Source organism: Halorubrum sp. CSM-61, assembly GCF_003781945.1.
In the GTDB taxonomy this organism is placed as follows: Archaea; Halobacteriota; Halobacteria; order Halobacteriales; family Haloferacaceae; genus Halorubrum.
Genome location: NZ_RJJW01000010.1, coordinates 87775 through 110502, shown reverse-complemented (window position 1 = coordinate 110502; position 22728 = coordinate 87775). Strand labels below are relative to the sequence as shown.

Genomic DNA, 22728 nt, shown 5'->3' with positions numbered 1-22728 from the left:
TCGCTGTTTGCCCGGATGGTGTAGTGGCCCATCATACGACCCTGTCACGGTCGTGACGCGGGTTCAAATCCCGCTCCGGGCGTTTCTGCTGTCGCAATAACGAGCGAGGAGCGGTAGCGACGAGCGAGTACCGAGACAGCAGAAACCGTAGAAGGGATTTGAACCCTATCAGTCGCGCGCAGCGACCGATAGGGAGCGAGCACGTCTGATTTCGGTTCAAATCCCGCTCCGGGCGTTCCGTTCCGACCAACCACGAGCGGTGAGCATCGCGAACCGCGAGTCCGGTCGGAACCGCGCTGAAGGGTTTGAATCAGGGAGTAGAGCGAGTGAAACGAGCGGAACGACTGGGGTTCAAATCCCGCTCCGGGCGTATTCTGTCGCCGCCGACTGCGAGCGAGGAGCGGAGCGAGCGCTTTCCGTATCGAGAGCGTCCGAGAAAGTTCCGCAGACGACCGATCGCGAGCGTCCGGTTCTACAGATCGAGCAGCTCCCGAAGCTCCGCGACCAGCGACTCCGTCTTCTCGTCGGGATCGTCGTCGTCGCCGACGGGGGTGCGCCCGTCGAACGTCTCGTGGACCATCGAGACGCCCTCGGCCAGCGTGTCGAGGCCGTACCCGCCTTCGAGGACGTAGGCGTTCGCGGCCCCTATCTCGTCGCTGACCGCCCGGATTCGGTCGGTCATCAGCGCGTACCCCTCCGAGGAGACGCGCATCCGCGAGATGGGGTCGTGCCGGTGGGCGTCGAACCCGGCCGAGACGATCACGAGGTCGGGGTCGAACCGCTCGAGCGCCGGCGCGATCGCCTCGTCGATGGCGTAGAGGTAGTCGGCGTCGCCCGCACCGGCCGCGAGCGGGAGGTTCACGGTCGTCCCCTCGCCCTCGTCGCTGCCGGTCTCGTCGAGCTCGCCGGTGTCCGGGTAGAGCCCGTCCTCGTGGATCGACGCGTAGAACACGTCGCCGCGCTCGTAGAACACGTCTTGGGTGCCGTTCCCGTGGTGGACGTCCCAGTCGAAGATCGCGACCCGGTCGGCGGCGCCCTCGTCGAGGACGGTCTGGGCCGCGACGGCGGCGTTGTTGAAAAAGCAGAACCCCATCGCGTCGTCGGGCACCGCGTGATGGCCCGGCGGGCGTCCGAGCGCGAAGGGGGTGTCCCGACCGTCGTCGCCGTCAAGCGCCGACCTGGCCGCCCACTGGGAGAGGCCGGCGGAGGTGAGCGCGGCGTCCCACGTCCCCTCGCTCGCGACGGTGTCGGGGTCCCAGTTCCCGCCGCCGTCGGCGACGAACGCCTCCAGTTCGTCGACGTACTCCGCGTCGTGGACCGCGACGATCTCCTCGCGGGTCGCGGGGTCCGCCTCCGCGTACTCGACGCCGTGCCGCTTCGCCAGCCCGCGGCGGATCGCGCGCAGCCGGTCGGGGTTTTCCGGGTGCCGCTCGCCGGTGTCGTGGTCGAGACACCGTTCGCTGTAGCCGAAGCGCATCTACTCGAACAGCGCGAAGTACGTCTCGATGTCCTCGGCCTGTACGGTCCGTCTGTCGGCGTGACGCGCGAGCGTCGCGGCTGCGCTCGCGACGTTGTCGGCGTAGTCCTCCAGGATGTCGGCCAACGCGATCCGCGCGTCGACGCCGACGCGGTATCGGTCGTCGATCCGGAGCCGAGCGATCCGGTCGATAGGGGCGACGGGCAGGGTGAGGTCCTCGCGGTCGATCACCTGCTCGACGCCGAAGTCCGACGCCATCAGCGTCTTCCGCCCGTCCTCGGTTGCGCGTTCGGCCGCGTCGATCGCCAGCTCCGCGCCGTGCGCTTGGATCCGGCGAGCCAACTCCTCGGCGGCGTCCGCGCTCACGCGGAGGTCCCCGGCGTTCCGCCGGATGATCCCGTCGACCGGCGCGAACGGCAACTCGACACTCATACACACAGTGGCGTCCGTGCACCGTAAAACGTTTCCGTTACCGCCGTCTCAGCGCTCGAGCGCTGGCGTCGCGGCTATTCGACGCTTCGCTGTGACGCTCGGCGTCTCATCGCGTCACGCGATGTTTCGTCCCGCTTCGAAGCGACGCTCGCGGCGACTAGAACACGTCGTCGGCGTCGATCGTCCCGTCGCGCTCCGTCCCGCGCACGGTGACCTCTTCGCCGAGCCGGAGGCTCGCGCCGGTCTCCACGCTCTTCGTCCGCTGGCCGTCGTCCAAGACGACGGGGTCGCCGGTCTGGACGACCGTCCCGGTGAACTCGACGTCCTCCGTCGCCGAGGCGGTCGCGGCAGCGGCGCCGCCGGCTCCGACGCTCTCGCCACCCGCTCCGCTTCCTCCGTCGTTCCCGTCGTCGGCGGTCTCGCCCGCGACGGCCTCGGCGGCCGCCTTCTGTCCGTCGTCGGCGAACGCGCCGAGCCCGGTGTTCTCCGCGCCGCGGTCGTCGCTCCCGTTTCCGCCGCTCGACGCACCGCCCGCGGTGCCGCCCGCCGAGTCGCCCCCTTCGTCGAGGACGGTGACCGTCGAGCGCCAGTTCGCGGAGGCCTCGAGGTCGTCCTGCCAGCCGTCCTGTATCTCCACGTCGGTGAAGACGACGCGGTCCGCCAGCTCGATCTCGCGGTCGGCCTTGTCGCCCCACAGCGCGACGCGGATCTCGCCGGTGCCGTCCTTGATGCGGACGTTCCGGACCTGCCCCTCGGAGCCGTCGTCGCGGTCGAACGTGCGCTTCGGATCGGTCTCGATGACGCCGCCGCCGACGTCGACGGTCTCGCCGATCTCCAGGTCGGCGATGTCGGTCGTCTCGGGGACGTACTCCACGTCCTCGTCGACGCGCTCGACGGTGCCGCGGTCGCCGACGTGGAGCTCCAGGTCGCCGTCGCGCTCGCGGACGTAGCCGTCGCCGACCTCGACGACCTCGCCGGCCTCGAACTCCTCGGCGAGGTCGGCCTTGCCGTCCCACAGCGTCACGCGTACGCGACCGGTCTCGTCGCCGACGGTGAGGTTGGCGACCCGCCCCTCGGAGCCGTCGTCGCGGTCGAACGTGCGGATCGAGTCGGTGTCGAGCACCTGTCCGACGAGATCGACGTCTGAGGCGCCGAGCGAGAGGTCCTCCACCCGGTAGGTGTCGAGCACCTGCACGTCGACCTCGGCGTCCTCGTCGGGCTCGACCTTGTCCGCGCTCACTTCGAGCCCGCTGTACCCCTCCTTCGGGCGACCCATGACGCGGAGCACCTGCCCGACCTCCAGCTGTTCCTCGGCCGCGGCGGCCATGTCGTCCCACAGCGCGACCCGCACGGAGCCGGAGGCGTCAGCCACGTCGACGTTGCAGACGCGGCCCTCCTCGGCGTCCTCGTCGTCGCGCTCGAAGGTGCGGACGTCGCCGATGGAGGTCACCTTGCCGAGGAACTTCACGTCGTTCATCCCCGGCTCGATGTCGGCGATGGTGTCGGCCTCCTCGTCGCGCAGCTCGTGGGCGATGAGCATCGCGGCCGTCTCCTCGTCGGCGAGCCCGCCCATCTGCTCGACTTTGTCCTCGACGGCCGCCTCGAACTCCTCGAACTCGACGTCGGTGTCGAGATCCTCGTAGACGTCCTCTATCACTCCCATACGCGTACCACCTCGGTTGTCGAGTCCGCGGATAAGCGTTGTCCTTGCGGGGGTCTCGCGGTCGAATCGGGGCGCTCGGTCCGCGGGCGTCGCAGCGACGCCGTCGCGGGTTGGGGCTTCGTCATACCCGTCCATCGGTCCCGTCGGTACAAAAGGTGTGCAATCCGGACCCGTCCCGCCTCGTCTCGCCCTGCCCCGCCATCTCTCGCCTCGCTACGCGCCGTCCGGTCGATCGGTCACCACCGTCTCCCGCCCGCGCGCGTCGTCGTGGACCACCGCCACGGTCTCGGGGACGCCGCCGTCGAACCGCGCCGCCAACTCGTAGTCGACCGCGGTCAGCGACTGGGTGCACAGCCGGTCCGGCGCGGAGCGGTCGACCGCGGCGACGACCACGCGGAACGTGCCCCCGTCGTCGACGGTCGCGTCCGCGATCTCGGCCCCGTGACATCCCGTCTCCCCGACGACCGTCCCCGCCACCGCGACCTCGTCCGGCGCGAAGTCGATCACGGCCTCCCCGTCGGTCGACGCGTCACTCGCCGCGGGCTCGCCGTCGACCTCGACGAGGTCGGTCGACCGGAGGTCGAGGTCGACGGCAGTTTCCGGAACTCCCTCGTTCGCTCCTTGGCCGGTGTCGCCGTCGGCATCTTCGGACTCCTCAGTGTCATCTGTGTCGCCGTCGGCTCCGGCGTCCGCCACGCCCGGCGATCCGCCGGCACCGACGCAGCCCGCTACGGACACCGCCGCGGCCGCCGCGAGGAGGGAACGCCTGTTCATACCAGTCGGAGGGGCGCAGCGAGCATAAACGCGTACGTCCGCCGTCGCGGCGCGATCGGGGCGTGTGCGACCGTTCGCCACGCGTCTCGCGGACCGTAACCGTCTTAAGTATTAGCGCGGTACGTTCATTTGAGTCCTGGTAGGGTAGTGGACTATCCTCTTGGCTTGCGGAGCCAGGGACCGGAGTTCAAATCTCCGTCAGGACGTTTTCGGACGCATCAACCGGCGAGCAGCGCGAGCCGTGCGTGCGTCCGAAAACTCCGCGGAGATTTGAGCAGGAAAGTCGCAGCGGCCGAGCGAAGCGAGGCCGACCGTCTTTCCGAGTTCAAATCTCCGTCAGGACGCTCACTTTGCGGCTGCCTCACTTCGTTCGACAGCCGCGGCGTTCGGTCCTGACGTGCCCGACGCTCGTTTCACTCGCGTCGGACTCCGTCAGGACGTTTTCGGACACACCAAACGGCGAGCATCGCGAGCCGTGCGTGAATCGTCTGTTCATAACCGTCAAGAATATTCTCTCACGTCTCAATCACGCTATTGATTCCCACACACGAGCAACTATTAACTCGGTTCCTCCTGTCGATGAGAATACGCCCGAGGAAACTTCCCCGCCGGGTACCGCAACCATGACCGTTCGCGACACCATCCCGACGCTCGCCCCCCTTCGGAGCGTCGGGAAGCGGGGTCGCGGAACGGTCGTCGCTCGCTTCGACGCCGTCGCCGCGTAACCCCGACGCGGGGGCGGTCGGCTTCGCCCGTCGGAGCGAGCGCCGCCTTCTCTCCCTGTCCCACTTTCCGACACTTGGACCCGGTAGCTCAAGCGGCAGAGCCTCGGGATGAGGAATCGACTCCCTCCCGGGTCCGTATGGCAGTCCAACCCTGCCACCGCGCGACCGACGTCGCGCTCCGGCTGGCGGTCCCCCGCGACGCCGCGGGCGACCTCCACGCCGGGGTCCGCGACAGGCTCGCCGGCCGAGACGGCGTCCGCGTCGAGACCCTCGACGTGGTCGCCCTCCGGCCGCGCCTCAACGACCTCACGGTCGAGGCCGACGCCTCGCTCCGGCTCGCGCCGGACGCCGAGGTCGCCGACCTCACCGAGATCGTCGGGGTCCACGAGGCGCGTCCCCGGTAGCGGACGCCGAGCGATCCGGTCCGCGCGGTCCCCGACCGACGCACCGACTCCGACCGCGGCGCGAGGCCTCGCGCCACCACCCACGACACCACGATGCCACGAGATTCCCCCTCCAGACGCACGAGACACCCCGACCCCTACGCCGGTCCGGCGCCCGCCGACCGCGCGCCCTCGTGGCGCGCGACGGCGGCGATCGCCGCGCTGCCGGTCCTGACGCTCGCGGCCGCCGCGTTCCCGACCGCGGTCGCGTTCGCCGCGGCCGCCGTCGCCGGCGCCGTCGCCGGCGCGGCGCTCCAGCGCCGGTACCCGGACGCGCTCGATCGCGTGATCGACCGGGCACGACCGACGCCGGGCGACGCGGTCGGCGCCGCCGACGGCTGATCGCGCCGAGCCGCTGACACCCGCTGACGCTCGCCCTCCTCCACTCTTCCCCTCGCTGACGCTCGCCCTCCCCTCTCGCCCGGCCTTCCGATTCCGGTGGCATCCTCATCGTTTATCCCTCAGAGTCCCCGACGGACGGGCATGATCGATCGCGATTCGGACGCCGGCGCCCCCGCCGACGAAGAAGCCGCCGACGGCGACGCCGGCCCCTCCGTCCCCGACGCGCTCCGCGCCGGCGCCGCCCTGTTCAACGAGGGGCACGTCCTCGCGGCGCACGACCCGTGGGAGTCGGCGTGGCTCCCGCTCGACGAGGGGACCGACGAGCGCCTGCTCCACGGGCTGATCGCGACCGCGGCCGCGATCCACCACGCCGCCGCCCGAAACTGGACCGGAGCGGTCGGCTGCGCCGGGAACGCACAGGCGTACTTCGACGATCTCGGCTCGGCGCCGCGGGGGGTCCACCTCGAACCGCTCCGCGACTGGTGTCGCCGGCTCGCGGCCGATCCGGAGGCGATCGAGCGCGCGGCTCCGCCGACGCTCCGGATCGACGGTTCGGCGCCGCGGTTCGGCGACCTCGACCTGCCGGCCGCGCTGCTCGCGGCGCCGGCGCTGGCCGGCGCGATCGCCCCGGGCGACGAGGGGACCTTCGAGAGCGCGGCGGCGCTCGCGCGCGAGGAGCGCGGTACCGGCCGGACGACGTTCGCCGAGCTGGTGTTCGCGTTCCTCCGCACGCCCGACGCCCGTCCGCAGGTGGCCGCGCGGCTCGCTGACCACGTGGAACTGGCGGAGCGAAAGCGACGCGACGTCGACGATCTATTCTAACTAGAAAGCGGTGATCGATAGCGGGAGTGAGTATCGCAGATCGGTGGTGGCGAGTGAGTATTCAAACGGCCGCGAGCGACGGAGACGATCGCTTATAAAGAACAACGCGGTGGCGCGCCCCGGTGAGCGGCCCGCAGGGCCGCGAACCGCCGGTGCGAGGGAGTCGCTGGCGGCGACAGCCGCCAGCGACGAGGCTGGGGAGGCGTGAGGCTGTGCGGTCGGGTGGGACTCAAAGGGGCAGCCGCTGCGGGCGGCGCAGGCGACGTAAGCACCGCAACGAGGGAGCAACGCGACCGAGTGAGGCGCGCAGCGAGCGTGCGGCGCCCGCAGCGGCTGGGGCTTTGGAGGTGTTCACTGCAGCGCCGTCGGTGACTTATAAACAACCGACAGCAACACCACTCGATCGCTTATAAATGACTACTCACTCGTTCTGATACACTTACTCCCGCTATCGATCAGGGAGCCCCCGTCAACAACCGGCCGTTTCACGCGCCGTCGGTCGGCGTGTCGGGGTCCGTCGGGAAGTTGGGGTCGTCGGGTTCGGTCCCTTCGGCAGCGTCGCCGGCCTCCTCTTTCGGCTCCCCTTCGAACGTGTAGTCGCCCGAGTTGTCGGCGGGGTCGTAGCCGAGGACGTCGCGGGCGCGCTCGATCGAGTAGTAGCGTCGGTCGTTGTTCGAGATGCCGTAGACGATCTCGTAGCCGTAGTCGGCCTGCAGACACCGGTCGAACAGGTGCGCGCAGTCGCGGTGCGAGAGCCACATCGCCTGTCCGCGCTCGTACTCCCGCGGCGGGTGGTCCTTCGTGAGGTTCCCGATGCGGACGCAGACGACGCTCATCCCGACCTCGTCGTGGTAGAAGCGCCCGAGGGACTCCCCGGCCGCCTTCGAGACGCCGTAGAGGTTCCCGGGGCGGGGGAGTTCGGTGCCGTCGAGGCGGTAGCCGTCTTCCGGGCGGTACAGGTCCGGCGTGCGCTCCTCCGTCTCGTACCCGCCGACGGCGTGGTTCGAGGAGGCGAACGCGAACTTCTCGACCCCGGCGTCGACTGCGGCCCGCATCACGACCTGCGTCCCGTCGATGTTGTTCCGGAGCACGGACTCCCACGGCGCCGTCTTCCGCGGATCACCGGCGAGGTGGATCACCGCGCCGGCGCCGTCCATCGCCTCTCGGACGGCGTCCGCGTTGGTGATGTCGGCGACGTACTGATCGGCGTCGGTGACCCTGTTCGGCACCTTCGCCGCCGGGAGCGGCTCCCTGTCGAGGAGTCGCCACTCGTAGTCGTCGCCGATGCCGCGGAGGATGGCCTGCCCCACCCGTCCGCCGGCGCCCGTCAGCAGGACCGGCTCGTCCATTCGGTCGTACGTGGGCGCGAGACGGGCATATAATACACGGTTCGGCCGCGATCCGACAGATCGGCGCTCTCCCGCGCCCTACAGCTTCTTGCGAGAGATGCTCACGCCCGTGGGCGTGACGACGATCTGATCGTCGCCCTTCTGGACGATGTCGCCGTCGACCTCCTGGGCGACCTGCCGCAGCTCGTCGATGATGTGCTCGATCGTCCGGTCCGACGTGGAGTGGCGGGTGATGTCCGCGATGACGAAGTCGCCGTCGTAGACGGCGTCTTTGATCGGGATCACGTCGCCCTGATCGCCGATCTCCGCGATGTGTACCTGCATCCCCGTGTCCGCGTGCGCCTCGGCGAAGTCGTCGAGGTCGAGCTCGACGTAGTCGTCGACGGAGCGGTTCCCGCCCCCGCCGAGGATCTTGCTCATAATACCCATACACACCACACGACGAGGTTAGACATTAGTTCTTACGTCAGACGCATCTACGAGCCGGCCGTCAGCGGTACTCGCCGCTCCGATCGTCAACGGTTCTCGCCGAGCCGCTCCTGCCACTCCTGGACCCGAGCGAGCAGCTCCACCGGCGCGGTCTCCGCGACGTCGACGTCGGCCAGCTCCTCGATCACGGCGCGGGTGTCGGGGTCGAGGTCGTTTGCCTCGGCCGCCTCCGGATCGGCGACTTCCTCGCGGACCGGCGACGTCGACTCCGGGCTCGCTCCGTTCCGACCGCTCTCGGTGTCGGACGGGGCGGACCGGCGCGACCCGGAACCGTCGTCCGCCTCCCCCGCGAACGACCCGGACGAGAGGTCGAAGACGACCTGCCTCGTGTTGCCGTCGGCGGCGTCGGCGGCGTCTCCGTCCCCGCCGCCTCCGCCGGCCCCGCCCCGCGACCCCCCCTTCGCCTCGATCGCCTTCTCCTCTCGGAGCCGGTCGAGAACCGTGTCGGCGCGGGAGACCACCGGCTCCGGCACGCCCGCGAGGTCGGCGACGTGGACCCCGTACGACCGGTTCGTCGGGCCGTCGCGGACGGTCCGGAGGAACGTCACCTCCCCGTCTCGCTCGTCGACGGCGACGTGGACGTTGGCGACGCGGGGGAGGTGGTCGGCCAGCGTCGTCAGCTCGTGGTAGTGGGTGGCGAAGAGGGTTCGCGCGCGCACCTCGTTGTGCAGGTACTCCGTCGCGGCCCACGCGATCGAGATGCCGTCGTAGGTGGCGGTGCCCCGGCCGACCTCGTCGAGGATGACGAGGGAGTCGGCGGTCGCCGAGTGGAGGATGTTCGACAGCTCCTGCATCTCCACCATGAACGTCGACCGGCCCTGCGCCAGCTCGTCGAGCGCGCCCACGCGCGTGTAGATCCCGTCGACGAGCCCGACCGTCGCCGCCCGCGCGGGGACGAACGAGCCCGCCTGCGCGAGCAGCTGAATGAGGGCGGCTTGCCGCATGTACGTCGACTTCCCGCTCATGTTCGGGCCGGTGACGATGAGGAAGCCGCGCTCCCCGTCGAGCCGGAGGTCGTTCGGCACGAAGTCGGTCGTCCGCTCGACGACCGGGTGGCGCCCGGCCTCCACGTCGAGCCGGCGCTCGTCGGAAAGCTGGGGACGCGTCCAGTCGTTGCCGGCGGCGTGGGTCGCCAGCGACGCGAGCGCGTCGATCTCGGCGACCGCCCGGCCCACGTCCTGTAACAGCTCGGCGTCGTCGGCGACCCGCTCGCGGAGCTCCTCGAACAGCTCGTACTCCAGGTCGCCGCGCGCCTCCTCTAAGCGGAGCACCTCGCGCTCCCGCTCCTCCAGTTCGTCGGTGACGAACCGCTTCGAGTTCTTCAGCGTCTTGATCTCGCGGTAGTGCTCGGGAACCCCGTCGGCCGCGGACTTGCCGACCTGAATGTAGTAGCCGTCGGTCTTGTTGCGGTCGACGGTGACGTGGCTCAGGCCGTACTGCCGCTTTTCCCGCTCCGCGAGCGTGTCGAGCCACTCGTTCGCCTCCTCGTGGCGCGCGATCAGGTCGTCGAGCTCGTCGTCGTACCCCTTCCGGAGCAGCCCGCCCTGCGTCTTCGTCTTCGGCGGGTCCTCCGCGAGCGCGTCCGCGAGCTCCCCGTGGAGGGCGGCGGCGCGCTCGCGGTCGATCCGCTCCAGCACCGCGGCGACCGGGGAGTCGGCGAGCGCGGTCCCGGACACGGCGTCGGCGATCGCGGGCACTAACGCGATCGAGTCCCGCACCGAGAGGAGTTCCCGCGCGCCCGCGCTCCCGCTCGTCGCCCGCGCGGCGAGGCGCTCGAGGTCGTACGCGTCGCCGAGCGTCTCGCGCAGGCGGTCGCGCGCGAGCGCCGCCGACGCGAGCGCCTCCACCGCGTCGAGCCGGCGGTTCAGCTCCCCGCCGTCCCGCCGCGGGCGCGTGAGCCACTCTCGGAGGAGCCGCCCCCCGGCGGCCGTGACGGTGTGATCGACCGTCTCGAACAGCGACCCCTCGCTGTCTCCCCGCATCGTCTCCGTCAGTTCGAGATTGCGCTGGGTCGTGGCGTCGACGGCGACGTGGTCGTCGTCGCCGTAGGCGGTGAGCCGGGTGATCGACGCCAGCACGCCCGCCCCGGTCTCCTCGACGTAGCCGAGGACCGCGCCCGCCGCGCGCAGCGCCAGATCGGAGTCGATCCCGACGCTGTCGGCGGTCTCCCGGCCGAATTGCCCGCGGACCGCGTGTTTCGCGCGCCCCGGCGCGAACGCCTCCGCGTCGAAGACGGAGACGGACCCCGAGAGGTCCTCCCGGACCGCGCCGAGGAGTCGATCGTCGTTTCGGACGCGCGGCCCCGGTAGCACCTCCGCGGGGTCGAACCGGTACAGCTCCGCGCGGAGGTCGCCGGCGGTCTCGACCTCGGTGACGAGGAACCGCCCGGTGGTCACGTCGGCGAGCGCGAGCCCGTAGGGGCCGCCGGCGTCGTCGCCTTCGGTCGCCGACGCGTCCGCGGATCGCCCGCCTCCGTCGTCCTCGCGGACGACCGCCGCGAGGTACCGCGCGTCGTCGTCCGCGGTCTCCAGCAGGGTCCCGGGCGTGACGACCCGGACGATCTCGCGGGCGTGGCCGTCGTCCGTCTCGTACTGGTCGGCGACGGCGACCCGGTAGCCGCGCTCGACGAGCGCCTTCACGTAGGGCGTGAGCTCGGAGAGCGGCACGCCCGCCATCGGGTACGACGAGCCGTGCGAGGACTTCTGCGAGACGGTGAGATCCAGCTCGTCGGCGACCAGCTCGGCGTCGTCCGCGAAGAACTCGTAGAAGTCGCCGCACTGCATCGCGAGGACGTCCGCGTCGGTCTCCGCCTTGAGATCGAGGAACTCCCCGACGATCCCCGTTGCCATATGTCCGTACTCCCGCCGTCGGCGGGTAAAACCCTACGGGTGTCGCCCGGTGGGGATCCCCTCCGGTTATTAAGTGGCGACCGGTCGAACCGCCGACCGTATGGTCGCGCTCGACGCGTTCGCGTTCGTCTTCGTCGCGGGGCTGATCACGGCGCTGGCGACGGGTATCGGCGCGCTCCCCTTCTTCTTCTTCGAGTCGATCAGCGACCGCGGTAACGTGGCGCTGTGGGGGTTCGCCTCCGGGATCATGGTGGCGGCGTCGCTGTTCGGGCTCGTCGACGAGGGGCTCGCCGAGGGGACGCCCGTCGAGATCGGGATCGGCATGCTCGCCGGCGTGGCCCTCGTCGTCCTCGCGCACGACGTGTTGATGGACGCCGAGATCGACCCGAAAGAGTACGAGGAGGCCGACTTCAAGAAGCTCGTCCTGATCCTCGGCGTGCTGACGGTCCACAGCTTCCCGGAGGGGGTCGCCGTCGGCGTCTCCTTCGCGGACCTCGGGTTAGAAGGCGGGACGCAGCTGCTCGGGTTCACGGTGCCGCTTTTAGCGGTGTTCATGACGCTCGCGATCTCGATCCACAACGTCCCCGAGGGGACCGCCATCTCCATCCCGCTGCGCGCGATGGGCGTCTCGAAGTGGAAGATGGTGTGGTGGGCGGTGTTCTCCAGCCTGCCGCAGCCGATCGGCGCGGTCGTCGCGTTCGCGTTCGTCCGCTACGCCCGCGAGTTCCTCCCGTACGGCTTCGGCTTCGCGGCGGGCGCGATGATCTACCTCGTCCTCTCCGAGTTCATCCCCGAGGCGCTCGAAACGGGGGCGGACCTCCCTCGCGGCGGGAAGCCGGTGCTCGCCGGCGGGATCGCGCTCGGCGCCCTGCTGATGGTCCCGCTCGCGTATTTATAAGTGATCGGCGCTGTTGAAACTCTCTGTAATTGATCGTTGTCGCCCTCCCTCGTCGGTACAGACTGAGGGATGATCGATAGCGGGAGTGAGTATTGCAGATCGGCGTCCGCGCTTTAATATTTAAAAGCAACCGTGAGTGACGCCGATGATCGCTTTTAAAGCTACAACGCAGTGGCGCGTGCCTGCGAGGCCGCCTCGCGGCCGAGCAGCACGCGCGAGGGAGTCGCTGGCGGCGACAGCCGCCAGCGACGAGGCTGGGGAGGTGTGAGGCGCGTTGCTGTGCGGGGCGGGACTCAAAGGGGCAGCCGTGAGGGCGGCGCAGGCGACGTAAGCACCACAGGGAGCGAGTGAAACGAGCGACTGAGGAGCGCAGCAAGCGTGCGCCGCCCTCACGGCTGGGGCTTTGGAAGCCTCCACCGTAGCATCGCAGTTCGCTTATAAACAGCCGCTAGCAACGTCACCCGATCACGTATAAAACCTCGATCAACTAACGTGCGAGACGTACTCCCGCTATCGATCAAAAGGAGCGTTCAGCGACCAGCCCCGTCGCCCTCAGAACACGCCGGGACCGCCCTCGGGCTGCTGCTGCTGGCGGCCGCTGATGATGCTCGGGGTGCCGCCCGTCTGGATGATGTTGAACGCGGTCATCAGGTCCGTGCGGGAGATGATCCCGACCAGCTCCTCGTTCCGGTCGACGACCGGGAGCCGCCCGACGTCGTTCTCCTGCATCGTCTGGAGCGCGGTCATCGCGTCGGCCTCGGGACCCACGCCGACGATGTCGGTCTCCATCACGTCCTCGACCGTGTAGGCGTCCCGCTCGACCTCCTGAACGGACCGAGCGTCTTCCAAGGTCACCATGCCGACGAGGTCGCCGCGGCGGAGCACGGGGTAGCCGGTGTGGCGCTCCTCGAACATCCGGCTCATCAGCTCCGCGACCGAGGCGTCCTCGGTGACGGTGTGGAGGTCCTCGCGGCGGGTCATCACGTCGGCGACGGTGACGTCCTCGAAGGCGGCCTTCAGGGTCGTCTGCTGGGCCTCGCCGGAGGCGGCGATGTAGATGAAGAAGGCCAACACGATCAGCAGTAGCTGGCCGGAGAACAGCCCGAAGATGCCCATCAGAAACGCGAACGCCTTTCCGATCCCGGCGGCGCGCTGGGTCGCCTGCGCGTGCGGCTGGTTCCGCGCGAGGAGCGCCCGGAGGACGCGCCCCCCGTCCATCGGGAAGGCGGGGAGCATGTTGAACACCGCGAGCACGACGTTCAACAGCGCGAGGTAGCCGAACACGAACAGCACGGCGTTCGAGCCGACCGGTGCGAGCAGGAACACGCCGAAACAGGCGATTCCGACCGCGACGCTGACGACCGGTCCCGCGATCGCGATCCAGAACTCGTGTTTCCAGTCCTCGGGGAACTCGGTGAAGCTGGCGAGCCCGCCGAGCAGCCACAGGGTGATCGACTCGATCTCGTAGCCGTACCGCATGGCGACGATCGAGTGGCCGAACTCGTGGAGGAGGACGCCGCCGAACAGCCCGAGCGCGGCCGCCAGTCCGAGCGCCCACGGCGTGAATCCCCCCGCGAGCGCGGCCGGGTCGATCCCGGCGCCGAGCGCCTCGTTCATCACCTCGGCGATCGTCCCGACCTGCGAACCGATGAGGTAGGCGAAGAGCGGCAGTACGATCAGAAACGTCCAGTTGAGCCTGACCGGGATCCCCAGCACCGTCCCGACCTTGATTCCACGCATACCCGCGGGTTGGGTGGGTAGGTGGTTAAACGTCGGGGCGACGTCGGGGTGACGGGGAAGCGGCGGAGCGACGACGCGGCGATGAGTCCCCGCCGCTTATAAGCCGCCGCTCGGCGATCGACCGGTATGAGCGACACCACCGACGACGCGCCGACCGCGGGACTGGCTCCCGTCGTGAAGCGCGGCGACGAGATCGACTACGAGGCGGTCGACGCCGCCGACGGGCTCCGGAAGGGCGTCCTCCTCGACGCGTCGGACGGCGCCCCGAACTTCGCGATGCGGCGGTTCGAGCTCGCGGCGGGCGCAGCGGTCCCGCGCCACACGAACGCGGTCGAACACGAGCAGTACGTGCTCGCCGGCGAGTACGTCGTCGGGATCGGCGAGGAGGAGCACGTCGTGGGGCCCGGTGACGCCCTCCTCATCCCGGCTGGCGTCGAGCACTGGTACCGGAACGAGAGCGAGGAGCCGGGGGCATTCGTCTGCGCGGTGCCGAACGGCGACGACGAGATCGAACTGGTCGAGTAGCCGCCGACTCCTCCCCTCACTCGATCGTGCCGACCCGATCCGCGACGTAGCCGAACTGGTCGCGGTAGCCGTACGGCGACAGCAACACCGGGTAGAACGGATCGTCGGCGCGGAGCTGCTCGTCGTCGGCGGCCGCGAACGCCTCGCCGGCCTCGACGCGCTCGAAGTTGCGCGCGAACACCTCGTACACGTCGGCGTCCGGCTTGGGGATCCGGTCGCGGAGCCGGAACACCGCCACGTCCTCGCGCCCGCCGGCGTCGACCACGTCGTCGGCGCCGGGCGCGGGGGTGGTGCCCGTCGCCGCCAGGAATGCCCGCGCGAGCCAGTAGGCGTTGTCGGCGGCGGCGTCGGAGCCCTGCAGGCCGGCCTCCACTTCGAGCGTGTGCGGGTGTTCGATGAGCCGCCCCTCGGTGAACGCGTCGGTCTGGATCACGGCGTCGACCGGGAGGTGCGGGGCGACCGCGCGGGCGACCTCGTCCATCGAGTCGACGACCGCGAACGGCTCGGCGTACGACTGCGTCGAGTGGATCGCGAGCGTGGAACAGCCCTCCAGCGCGTCGAGCAGCTCGGCGGCAAGTCGTTCCTCGTGCGATTCGGCGTCCGGATCGCCGGGGAACACCCGATTCAGGTCGTCGTCGAGGTAGCGGGTCCCGGCGTCGAGCGCCGCCTCGTTGGCGAGGATCAGCCGGACCGGGCGCTCGACGTCGAGGTCGGCGTCGCGGAGCCGTCGGACCGCGCGGGCGCCGCAGGGCTCGTCGCCGTGGATCGCGCCGACGACCGCGACCTCCGGCTCGCCCTCGCCCAGATCGTGAACGTCCATACGACCGAGAGGGGTCCCGCCGATAAGTGGCGTTCGGATCGCGGCCGCGACGCAGCGTCCTCGTTCCAGTGCTCCTCGTCGACCCGTTAGTGTGCCTCGTCGATCCGCTCCGCGTACTCGTAGTCGGCCGGGTACGCCTCCGGGCGGGCGCCGTCGATGGCGATCCGCCACCCGTCGATGGCGGTCGGGTCGTCGAGCGCGGCCCGGAGGGTCGCCCGGACCTCGTCGAGATCGACCCCGTAGAAGTCGCCGGGGAGCCCCCGAAGGTACTCCAGCGCGGTCTCGAACAGCGACCGCATCCCGTCGTCGTTCCCGAAGTCGGCCCGCTTGTACGCGCCCGCCGCGACCTGCACCATCCCGTGGCAGAAGGCGCTCTCGGCGGTGCCGCTGCCGTAGTTATACCACTCGTCTTCGAAGCAGTCGTGCGATTCGTGGTACGCGCCGGCGTTGAACAGCCGGACGCCGTGCTCGGTCGCGCGCCGGAGGGTGGCGTGCTCCCAGTGGCCGCCGGCGATCCGCGCGTCGGCCACCGGGTCGCTGTCGGCCGCGCCGTCGCCAGCGCCGGCGTCAGCGCCCTCGTCCGCGGCGCCCTCGCCCGCCGCGTGCCACCCGGTCGGGTTCCCGAGCGGCGGGGCGACGCCGGGATCGCGGGTGTGGTCGTCCATGGGAACGCGTCGCGCCCGCAGCGACCTAACCGTTTCGCGGGGATCGAACGGTTCTTTCCCCCGCCGGGCGTCGGGTCGGGCAATGGACGCCGGCCTCCTCTCCGCGATCGGCGCCGCGGTCGTCTGGGGGACCTACATCTTCGTGCTCAAGCGCTCGTTCTCGGGGTACCCGCCCGCCGGGCTCACGGTGCTGATCAACGCCTCGGCGATCGCGTGGTTCCTCCCGGTGACATTCGCGACGACCGATCTCCCTCCCGGCGGGATCGACGGCGTCGCCCGGGCGGCGGCCGGCGTCGACCCCGCCGCCGTCGCCGTCGTCGCCGGCACCGCGGCGGCGACCGCGTCCGCGTTCGTCCTCTTCCTCCGGGCTATCGACGAGGGCGACGTGTCGTACGTGACTCCGATCAACAAGGTCGTCCCCATGTTCGTGCTCCCGCTGGAGGTGCTGCTGCTCGGCGAGGTGCTCGCGCCGATACAGGTGGCCGGGGTCGTCGTCGCCACCGCCGCGGTGTACGTCGCCAACTACGAGCCCGGAAGCCTGATCGCGCCGCTCGCGAGCGCGGTCCGCTCCCGGCCCGCCCAGCTCGCGCTGGTGAGCGCGGCGTGTTACGCCGTCGCCGACCTCGGGAAGCGGGTCGGGCTCCAGGAGCTCGCGATCCCGGGGACGCTGTGGGTACCCCTGCTGCTCGCGAGCGCCGGGCTGATTCTGCTCCCCGCCGCGGTCCGGACCCCGCCCGCGGTGACCCGAGCCGACGCGCCGAAGTTCCTCGCGGCCGGCGCCCTCGTCGCGCTCGGCGAACACCTGACGACGGTCGCGTTCGCGGCGCTGCCCGCGAGCGTCGCCTCTCCGGTGATCAACACGCAGGCGATCGTCGCGGTCGTCCTCGGGGGGGTGATCCTCGGCGAGCGGTACTTCCGAATTCGGCTCGTCGCCGCGCTCCTCGCGGTCGTCGGCGTCGGGATGATCGCGATGTGACGACGTCGGGGTCCGAGGTTCCGGTCACGCTCGTCGGCGCGGAACCGATGAAATAAAAAGTACCGCCGTCGAACGACGGATCGCGTGCGAGGGTAGCCAAGCCCGGAAACGGCGGCGGATTCAAGCTCCGCTCCTGTAGAGGTCCGTGGGTTCAAATCCCTCCCCTCGCATGAGCGCGTCCACAACGCGCGAATGCGGAAGACCGCTCTCGGAGCGCTCTTCCCTCGCAAAACTCCACTCGAACTCGACCAGCGTCGGCTATTTATAAACCGGATCGAGGGAAGCAGCCACGTCCAGATGCTGAGCTACACCAACAGATGCGGTGGCGCGTGCCTGCGAGCGCCCGAGAGGGCGCGAGACAGCACGTGCGAGGGAGCTCGGCGCGGCGCTTATAAGCGCCGCGCCGACGAGGCTGGGGAGGCGTGAGGTGCGGTGCTGTGCGGGCGGGTGGGACTCAAAGGGGCAGTCGCGAGGGCGAAGCCTGACGACGGAAGCACCGCAGACCGCGAACGAAGTGAGCGGTCGAGGAGCACAGCGAGTCACGCGAGCCCTCGCGACTGGGGCTTTAGCGGCGTTCGTGTCGATCGGGAGTTTATAAGCAGCAACGTTAGCGTACTACCGAGCGACTGGGGCTTTGGCGGCGTTCGCGTCGATCGGGGACTTATAAACAGTCACGCACGGCCGGGTGATTGGGGCCTTGGCAGAGTGTACAGTCGATCCGGAATCAGTCATTTATAAGTGATCGACCCAGCGCGAGTCCGGCGAACGCGACGACGGCGAACTGGACGCCGACGGCGACCGCGGCGCCGAGCGCGCCGACGGCCGAAATCGCTTCGTGACTGGGGCCCGCCCACAGTAGCACCGCGGTGGTTCCGACGAGGTACGCGAGTCCACCGATGGCGCCGGTTGCCAGCGTCGTCGCCCGCGCGTCGACCGCGTCGCCGCCGTGGCGACCTGCCCGATACGCGACGCCGAGAAGTAGCCCGTAGACGAGGACGAACGCGGCGAAGCGTCCCCCGAGCGTGTACAGGCTGAGCGCGCGCGGCCCGGGGACGCCGATCGACGACTCCATCACGACCGTCGGAACGCGACGCGTGACGCTGATCGCGGCCGCGACGACGGCCGCGACCGCGGGAGGGACCGGGGACCAGTTCATGGTGTAGCTGGGCCGTGGACCGCCTTCCGTGAGTGCTTTTCGGCCCGTCGCGCCCCTTCGGTCGCTCCGTCGCGCCCCCGCCCCGCCGCTTCCCCACTCCCCCGCCCACCTGTCGCCGAAACGCCACGAGCGTCGACCGAAACGGAGGGTCCGAAACGGTTTTGCCGGCCCCTGACGGACGGTCGATATGCCAACGGATCCCGACACCGGGTACGACCCCTCGCTGGGTCGGAAGTTCGTGTTCGTCACGGGCGGGGTGATGTCCGGGCTGGGCAAGGGCATCACCGCCGCCAGCACCGGGCGCCTCCTCGCGAACGCGGGCTTCGACGTCACCGCCGTGAAGGTGGACCCCTACCTCAACGTCGACGCCGGGACGATGAACCCGTACGAGCACGGCGAGGTGTACGTCTTAAAGGACGGCGGCGAGGTCGACCTCGACTTGGGCAACTACGAGCGCTTCCTCGGCACCGACATGACGTTCGACCACAACGTCACCACGGGAAAGACCTACCAGCACGTCATCGAGCGCGAGCGCGCCGGCGACTACCTCGGCAAGACCGTCCAGATCATCCCCCACGTCACCGACGACATCAAGCGGCGCATCCGGGAGGCCGCCGAGGGGAGCGACGTCTGTCTGATCGAGATCGGCGGGACGGTCGGCGACATCGAGTCGATGCCCTTCCTCGAAGCCCTGCGCCAGTTCGCCCACGAGGAGGACGACGAGGACATCCTCTTTACCCACGTCACCCTGGTCCCCTACTCGAAGAACGGCGAGCAGAAGACGAAGCCGACCCAGCACTCGGTGAAGGAGCTGCGCTCGATCGGGCTCCAGCCGGACATCCTCGTCGGGCGCTCCGAGGACCGGCTCGACCCCGAGACCAAAGAGAAGATCGCCTTGTTCTGCGACGTGCCCACGGACGCCGTCTTCTCGAACCCCGACGTCGAGGACATCTACCACGTCCCGCTGATGGTCGAAGACGAGGGGTTAGACGAGTACGTGATGGAGCGGCTCGGGCTCGCCGACGAGGCGCTCCCGAAGGCGGAGCGCTCGACGGAGTGGCGCGAGCTCGTCACCCGCGACCGCGAGGAGGAGATCGACGTGGCCTTGGTCGGCAAGTACGCCCTCGAAGACGCGTACATGTCGATCCACGAGGCGCTGAAACACGCGGGGATCCAGACGGAGACCGAGGTGAACGTGCTGTGGGTCGACGCCGACGAGACCACGGACCGCCACGAGGAACGGCTCGCGTCGGCCGACGCGGTCGTCGTCCCCGGCGGGTTCGGCTCTCGCGGGACGGACGGGAAGCTCGAGGCGGTCCGGTACGCCCGCGAGAACGACGTGCCCTTCCTCGGGCTCTGCTTGGGCTTCCAGATGGCGGTCGTCGAGCACGCGCGCAACGTGCTCGGGTTGGAGGGCGCCCACTCAGCCGAGATCGACCCCGACACGCCCCACCCCGTCATCGATCTCCTCCCCGAGCAGTACGAGACCGAGGACATGGGCGGGACGATGCGGCTCGGCGCCCACGAGACCGACATCGAGCCCGGCACGCTGGCGGCGCGGGTGTACGACGCCGACTCCTGTACGGAGCGCCACCGCCACCGCTACGAGGTGAACCCCGAGTACATCGAGGAGCTCGAGGCCGACGGGCTGACGTTCTCCGGCCGGGCCGACAACCGGATGGAGATCCTCGAACGCCGCGACCACCCGTTCTTCTTCGGCACGCAGGCGCACCCCGAGTTCCGGTCGCGGCCGGACCGCGCCAGCCCGCCGTTCGTCGCCCTCGTCGAGGCGGCGCTGGGATCGACGGACACAACCGAGCGGAACGCGGACGTGAGGCTATAGATGGTCGAGACGGAGGAGTTCATCGAGGAGGCGAAAGCGGAGATCCGGGAGGCGATCGGCGACGCGAACGCCGTGATCGCCTTATCGGGCGGCGTCGACTCGTCGGTCGCTGCGACGCTCGCGTACGAGGCGGTCGGCGACCAGCTCACCCCGGTGTACGTCGACACGGGGCTGATGCGGAAAGGAGAGACCGACGAGATCCGGGACACCTTCTCCTTCATGGAATCGCTGCGGGTGATCGAGGCGCAAGACCGGTTCTTCGACCGCCTCGCCGGCGTCACCGACCCCGAGGAGAAGCGCCACGTCATCGGCGAGGGGTTCATCGACGAGTTCGAGACCGTCGCCCGCGACGTCGACGCCGACTACCTCGTCCAGGGGACGATCTACCCCGACCGCATCGAGTCCGAGGGGAACATCAAGTCGCACCACAACGTCGGCGGGCTCCCCGAGGTCGTCGACTTCGAGGGGATCGTCGAGCCCGTCCGCGACCTCTACAAGGACGAGGTCCGCGAGGTCGCCCGCGCGCTCGGGTTAGAGGAGATCATCTCCGAGCGGATGCCGTTCCCCGGCCCCGGGCTCGCCGTCCGGATCGTCGGCGAGGTCACCCCCGAGAAGGCCGCGGTCGCCCGCGAGGCGACCCACGTCGTCGAGGAGGAGTTAGAGGAGTACGACCCGTGGCAGGCGTTCGCCGCCGTGCTCGGGAAGGCGACCGGCGTCAAGGGTGACAACCGCGTCCACGGCTGGGTCGTCGCCGTGCGCTCGGTCGAGAGCCGCGACGGGATGACCGCGCGCGCCCAGGAGCTCGACTGGAGCACCCTCCAGCGGGTCCAGAGCCGGATCACCGGCGAGAACGAGAACGTGGCGCGCGTCGTCTACGACGTCACCCACAAACCGCCCGCGACGATCGAGTACGAGTGATGGCGGGGACCACTACTCCCGTCCGCCCCGACGGCGGCCGCGTCGACGGCGACCGCGTCGCCGTCGTCGCCGGCCCGGACGAGCACGGGCTGGGCGAGGAGCTCGCGGCGCTCGGCGTCGAGATCCGCCGCATCGAGGGGCTCGTCACCGGCGACGCGCTCTCCGAGGCCGGGATCGAGGAGGCCGCGTACTTCGTCCTCACCGACGTGGAGGAGGCGACCGGGATCCCGATCGCCAAGGAGCTGAATCCGAACGTCCTCGCGGTGACGTACGCGGAGCGGTCGCTGCCGGAGTTCGTCGCCGGCGTCGCCGACCTCGCGATCGACCCGGCCCTGATGGACCCGACACTGGTCGCCGAGGAGCTGGAAAACGGGACGATCGACGGGTAACGCCGTCACGCTCGGAGGACCGGCACCGCGGACCCGACCTATCCCTTTCTCTCGCCGCCGCCGGCCTCGCCCGCACCGCCCGCGCCGACGCGCCGCCGCCGTCTGAGGGACAGCCACACCGCACAGCAGAAGGCGGCGGCGACGGCCGCCGTCGTGAGCGCGAACGCGACGCGGTAACCGGTCTCGGTGTAGACGACGGTCCCGGAGACCACGTCGCCGGTGCGGTACCCGTCGAGGACGACGCCCATCGCGGTCGGGAGGACGGCGCCGCCGAGGAACCCCGCCCCGTTCACGGTCGCCGTGGCGACGCCGCTCGCCTCGGCCGGGTACTTCTCCTTGATTATCGGGAGCGAGAGCATGACGAACCCGAGGCTGAACCCCACGAGGAAGAACAGGCCGGCGACCGCGGGGAGCGGCGGATCGCCGACGGCGGGCACGACCGCGAGCACGAGCGTGAACAACCCGAGCCCCGCGATCAGCGGTCCGTGACGGCGGCCGAGCCGGTCCGAGACGCGCCCCACCGCCGGCGCGCCGATCAGCATTCCGACCGCCCCCACGAGCGTGAACGAGGAGGCGGCCGTCACGTCGAGGTCGTACACGACGACGAGGTACGGCACGCCCCAGAGCCCGATCACGGTGAGGATCGTCCCCATCGCCGAGAAGAAGACGACCGACAGCAGCCACTGGTCGAGGTCGCCGAGCAGCGCCCGGAGGTGCGCGCCGGTCTCGCGGAGACTCGCCGTGCGCTGTTTCGGGACGTTCTCGATCGGATCGAGGCCCGCGTCGCTCGGCGAGCGGCGCACTAACGCGACCACCGCGACCGCCGCCGCGAAGCCGACGACGGCGAGCGCGCGCACGGTCGGCCGCCACCCGATCCGGTCGATCGCGACCGCCAGCGGGACCGTCGCGAGGATCGCGCCGAGTCCCGCTATCCCGGTGGTCACGCCCGTCATCGTCGCGAACTCGTCGACGCGGAACCAGCTCGTACAGAAGCGGAGCGTGGAGACGAAGATCACGCCGCTGCCGAGGCCGATCACCGCCCGCGAGAGGAACGCCGTGAGGTAGCCGCCGCTGAGCGTGAACGCGACCGCGCCCGCGCTGAGGACGACCGCTCCCGCCGCGCCGACGTACCGCGCGCCGTACCGGTCGGAGACGACCCCGGTCGGGATCTGTACGACCGCGTAGATAAAGAAGAAGGAGGCGTGGAGCGTCCCGAGCTGCGACGCGGAGATCGCGAACGCGTCGACGAGCTGCTCGGACAGCACCGCCGTCGAGAGCCGGTGGACGTTGACGAGCAGGAAGACGACCGCCAGCGACCCCCACCCGAGCCAGCGGCGCTTCGCGGGGTCGGTGAGCGCGCTCATGGGGACCGATCCGCGATCGGGGGCCTAAAAGCGTGGCACTCCGGAAAAAGAGGTCCCGCGACGCCGCGC

21 protein-coding genes and 3 tRNA genes are annotated in these 22728 nt (G+C 70.1%); 12 read left to right on the top strand and 12 right to left on the bottom strand.

Annotated elements, in window-relative coordinates:
• The first annotated feature begins 9 nt into the window (after window positions 1-9).
• A tRNA-Asp gene (locus tag EDM04_RS15980) sits at window positions 10-82 on the top strand.
• Window positions 83-472: 390 nt separating this feature from the next.
• Here the strand turns inward: EDM04_RS15980 and EDM04_RS15975 are convergent.
• From EDM04_RS15975 to EDM04_RS15960, 4 genes are all read right to left on the bottom strand, one after another.
• Complete coding sequence (locus EDM04_RS15975) at window positions 473-1477, bottom strand: histone deacetylase (RefSeq protein ID WP_123623871.1); 1005 nt, start codon at window positions 1475-1477, stop codon at window positions 473-475.
• Window positions 1478-1909, bottom strand: a complete 432-nt coding sequence (locus EDM04_RS15970; RefSeq protein WP_123623869.1) for a histone — start codon at window positions 1907-1909, stop codon at window positions 1478-1480. It lies immediately after the preceding gene.
• Window positions 1910-2066: 157 nt separating this feature from the next.
• Window positions 2067-3572, bottom strand: a complete 1506-nt coding sequence (locus EDM04_RS15965; RefSeq protein ID WP_123623867.1) for a single-stranded DNA binding protein — start codon at window positions 3570-3572, stop codon at window positions 2067-2069.
• 213 nt (window positions 3573-3785) lie between these two features.
• Window positions 3786-4346 carry a hypothetical protein gene (locus tag EDM04_RS15960; protein WP_123623866.1) on the bottom strand — a complete coding sequence of 187 codons (561 nt, stop codon included), beginning with the start codon at window positions 4344-4346 and terminating at the stop codon, window positions 3786-3788.
• Window positions 4347-4479: 133 nt separating this feature from the next.
• Between EDM04_RS15960 and EDM04_RS15955 the strand changes: the two genes are divergently transcribed.
• From EDM04_RS15955 to EDM04_RS15940, 4 genes are all read left to right on the top strand, one after another.
• Window positions 4480-4552, top strand: a tRNA-Arg gene (locus EDM04_RS15955).
• A 656-nt stretch (window positions 4553-5208) separates the two neighbouring features.
• On the top strand, window positions 5209-5475 hold the full coding sequence (locus tag EDM04_RS15950; protein WP_123623864.1) for a hypothetical protein: 267 nt from the start codon (window positions 5209-5211) through the stop codon (window positions 5473-5475).
• Between the two features lie 93 nt (window positions 5476-5568).
• On the top strand, window positions 5569-5856 hold the full coding sequence (locus EDM04_RS15945; RefSeq protein ID WP_123623862.1) for a hypothetical protein: 288 nt from the start codon (window positions 5569-5571) through the stop codon (window positions 5854-5856).
• Window positions 5857-5997: 141 nt separating this feature from the next.
• Window positions 5998-6678, top strand: a complete 681-nt coding sequence (locus EDM04_RS15940) for a DUF309 domain-containing protein (protein ID WP_123623860.1) — start codon at window positions 5998-6000, stop codon at window positions 6676-6678.
• Window positions 6679-7163: 485 nt separating this feature from the next.
• Here EDM04_RS15940 and azf read toward each other — a convergent pair whose 3' ends face one another.
• From azf to mutS, 3 genes are all read right to left on the bottom strand, one after another.
• The gene (gene azf / locus EDM04_RS15935; protein WP_123623858.1) at window positions 7164-8027 is read right to left on the bottom strand and encodes an NAD-dependent glucose-6-phosphate dehydrogenase Azf; all 864 of its coding nucleotides are present in this window, start codon (window positions 8025-8027) and stop codon (window positions 7164-7166) included.
• Window positions 8028-8105: 78 nt separating this feature from the next.
• Window positions 8106-8456: a cell division protein SepF gene (gene sepF, locus EDM04_RS15930; protein ID WP_123623856.1), complete on the bottom strand. Its 351-nt coding sequence runs from the start codon at window positions 8454-8456 to the stop codon at window positions 8106-8108.
• A gap of 86 nt (window positions 8457-8542) precedes the next feature.
• Window positions 8543-11365, bottom strand: coding sequence for a DNA mismatch repair protein MutS (gene mutS, locus EDM04_RS15925; protein ID WP_123623854.1), 2823 nt, complete (start codon window positions 11363-11365; stop codon window positions 8543-8545).
• A 100-nt stretch (window positions 11366-11465) separates the two neighbouring features.
• Between mutS and EDM04_RS15920 the strand changes: the two genes are divergently transcribed.
• On the top strand, window positions 11466-12263 hold the full coding sequence (locus EDM04_RS15920) for a ZIP family metal transporter (RefSeq protein WP_123623852.1): 798 nt from the start codon (window positions 11466-11468) through the stop codon (window positions 12261-12263).
• 552 nt (window positions 12264-12815) lie between these two features.
• Here EDM04_RS15920 and EDM04_RS15915 read toward each other — a convergent pair.
• Window positions 12816-14003, bottom strand: coding sequence for a CBS domain-containing protein (locus EDM04_RS15915; RefSeq protein WP_123623850.1), 1188 nt, complete (start codon window positions 14001-14003; stop codon window positions 12816-12818).
• 126 nt (window positions 14004-14129) lie between these two features.
• Here EDM04_RS15915 and EDM04_RS15910 point away from each other — a divergent pair, with 126 nt between their 5' ends.
• Complete coding sequence (locus EDM04_RS15910; protein WP_123623848.1) at window positions 14130-14528, top strand: cupin domain-containing protein; 399 nt, start codon at window positions 14130-14132, stop codon at window positions 14526-14528.
• Between the two features lie 16 nt (window positions 14529-14544).
• Here the strand turns inward: EDM04_RS15910 and EDM04_RS15905 are convergent, their stop codons facing one another.
• A complete protein-coding gene (locus EDM04_RS15905) occupies window positions 14545-15348 on the bottom strand; it encodes a succinylglutamate desuccinylase/aspartoacylase family protein (protein ID WP_123623846.1) in 804 nt (267 codons plus the stop codon).
• 86 nt (window positions 15349-15434) lie between these two features.
• Window positions 15435-16013 carry a DUF309 domain-containing protein gene (locus EDM04_RS15900; RefSeq protein ID WP_123623844.1) on the bottom strand — a complete coding sequence of 193 codons (579 nt, stop codon included), beginning with the start codon at window positions 16011-16013 and terminating at the stop codon, window positions 15435-15437.
• Window positions 16014-16095: 82 nt separating this feature from the next.
• On the opposite strand from EDM04_RS15900, the gene EDM04_RS15895 reads away from it, so the two are divergent.
• Together EDM04_RS15895 and EDM04_RS15890 are read left to right on the top strand one after the other, a co-directional pair.
• On the top strand, window positions 16096-16989 hold the full coding sequence (locus tag EDM04_RS15895) for a DMT family transporter (protein WP_123623842.1): 894 nt from the start codon (window positions 16096-16098) through the stop codon (window positions 16987-16989).
• A gap of 86 nt (window positions 16990-17075) precedes the next feature.
• Window positions 17076-17159, top strand: a tRNA-Leu gene (locus EDM04_RS15890).
• 554 nt (window positions 17160-17713) lie between these two features.
• Here the strand turns inward: EDM04_RS15890 and EDM04_RS15885 are convergent.
• Window positions 17714-18145: a hypothetical protein gene (locus EDM04_RS15885; protein ID WP_123623840.1), complete on the bottom strand. Its 432-nt coding sequence runs from the start codon at window positions 18143-18145 to the stop codon at window positions 17714-17716.
• Between the two features lie 187 nt (window positions 18146-18332).
• On the opposite strand from EDM04_RS15885, the gene EDM04_RS15880 reads away from it, so the two are divergent.
• Genes EDM04_RS15880 through EDM04_RS15870 form a run of 3 tightly spaced genes read left to right on the top strand, consistent with a single transcriptional unit; the run spans window position 18333 to window position 21295 of the window.
• Window positions 18333-19988, top strand: a complete 1656-nt coding sequence (locus EDM04_RS15880; protein WP_123623838.1) for a CTP synthase — start codon at window positions 18333-18335, stop codon at window positions 19986-19988.
• Window positions 19989-20906, top strand: a complete 918-nt coding sequence (gene guaA, locus EDM04_RS15875; protein ID WP_123623836.1) for a glutamine-hydrolyzing GMP synthase — start codon at window positions 19989-19991, stop codon at window positions 20904-20906.
• Window positions 20906-21295 carry a CTP synthetase gene (locus EDM04_RS15870; RefSeq protein ID WP_123623834.1) on the top strand — a complete coding sequence of 130 codons (390 nt, stop codon included), beginning with the start codon at window positions 20906-20908 and terminating at the stop codon, window positions 21293-21295. The genes guaA and EDM04_RS15870 overlap by 1 nt, the downstream gene beginning before the upstream one ends.
• A gap of 38 nt (window positions 21296-21333) precedes the next feature.
• On the opposite strand, the gene EDM04_RS15865 is transcribed toward EDM04_RS15870, so the two are convergent.
• Window positions 21334-22659, bottom strand: a complete 1326-nt coding sequence (locus EDM04_RS15865; protein WP_123623832.1) for an MFS transporter — start codon at window positions 22657-22659, stop codon at window positions 21334-21336.
• Between the last annotated feature and the right edge of the window lie 69 nt (window positions 22660-22728).

What these genes read in the sequence shown, in the direction of transcription:
- EDM04_RS15975 (WP_123623871.1), bottom strand. Translation starts at nt 1,477, where the DNA reads ATGCGCTTCGGCTACAGCGAACGGTGTCTCGACCACGACACCGGCGAG.
- EDM04_RS15950 (WP_123623864.1), top strand. Translation starts at nt 5,209, where the DNA reads ATGGCAGTCCAACCCTGCCACCGCGCGACCGACGTCGCGCTCCGGCTG.
- EDM04_RS15965 (WP_123623867.1), bottom strand. Translation starts at nt 3,572, where the DNA reads ATGGGAGTGATAGAGGACGTCTACGAGGATCTCGACACCGACGTCGAG.
- EDM04_RS15940 (WP_123623860.1), top strand. Translation starts at nt 5,998, where the DNA reads ATGATCGATCGCGATTCGGACGCCGGCGCCCCCGCCGACGAAGAAGCC.
- EDM04_RS15915 (WP_123623850.1), bottom strand. Translation starts at nt 14,003, where the DNA reads ATGCGTGGAATCAAGGTCGGGACGGTGCTGGGGATCCCGGTCAGGCTC.
- EDM04_RS15895 (WP_123623842.1), top strand. Translation starts at nt 16,096, where the DNA reads ATGGACGCCGGCCTCCTCTCCGCGATCGGCGCCGCGGTCGTCTGGGGG.
- EDM04_RS15865 (WP_123623832.1), bottom strand. Translation starts at nt 22,659, where the DNA reads ATGAGCGCGCTCACCGACCCCGCGAAGCGCCGCTGGCTCGGGTGGGGG.
- guaA (WP_123623836.1), top strand. Translation starts at nt 19,989, where the DNA reads ATGGTCGAGACGGAGGAGTTCATCGAGGAGGCGAAAGCGGAGATCCGG.
- EDM04_RS15900 (WP_123623844.1), bottom strand. Translation starts at nt 16,013, where the DNA reads ATGGACGACCACACCCGCGATCCCGGCGTCGCCCCGCCGCTCGGGAAC.
- EDM04_RS15870 (WP_123623834.1), top strand. Translation starts at nt 20,906, where the DNA reads ATGGCGGGGACCACTACTCCCGTCCGCCCCGACGGCGGCCGCGTCGAC.
- mutS (WP_123623854.1), bottom strand. Translation starts at nt 11,365, where the DNA reads ATGGCAACGGGGATCGTCGGGGAGTTCCTCGATCTCAAGGCGGAGACC.
- EDM04_RS15905 (WP_123623846.1), bottom strand. Translation starts at nt 15,348, where the DNA reads ATGGACGTTCACGATCTGGGCGAGGGCGAGCCGGAGGTCGCGGTCGTC.
- EDM04_RS15970 (WP_123623869.1), bottom strand. Translation starts at nt 1,909, where the DNA reads ATGAGTGTCGAGTTGCCGTTCGCGCCGGTCGACGGGATCATCCGGCGG.
- EDM04_RS15920 (WP_123623852.1), top strand. Translation starts at nt 11,466, where the DNA reads ATGGTCGCGCTCGACGCGTTCGCGTTCGTCTTCGTCGCGGGGCTGATC.
- EDM04_RS15960 (WP_123623866.1), bottom strand. Translation starts at nt 4,346, where the DNA reads ATGAACAGGCGTTCCCTCCTCGCGGCGGCCGCGGCGGTGTCCGTAGCG.
- sepF (WP_123623856.1), bottom strand. Translation starts at nt 8,456, where the DNA reads ATGGGTATTATGAGCAAGATCCTCGGCGGGGGCGGGAACCGCTCCGTC.
- EDM04_RS15945 (WP_123623862.1), top strand. Translation starts at nt 5,569, where the DNA reads ATGCCACGAGATTCCCCCTCCAGACGCACGAGACACCCCGACCCCTAC.
- azf (WP_123623858.1), bottom strand. Translation starts at nt 8,027, where the DNA reads ATGGACGAGCCGGTCCTGCTGACGGGCGCCGGCGGACGGGTGGGGCAG.
- EDM04_RS15885 (WP_123623840.1), bottom strand. Translation starts at nt 18,145, where the DNA reads ATGAACTGGTCCCCGGTCCCTCCCGCGGTCGCGGCCGTCGTCGCGGCC.
- EDM04_RS15910 (WP_123623848.1), top strand. Translation starts at nt 14,130, where the DNA reads ATGAGCGACACCACCGACGACGCGCCGACCGCGGGACTGGCTCCCGTC.
- EDM04_RS15880 (WP_123623838.1), top strand. Translation starts at nt 18,333, where the DNA reads ATGCCAACGGATCCCGACACCGGGTACGACCCCTCGCTGGGTCGGAAG.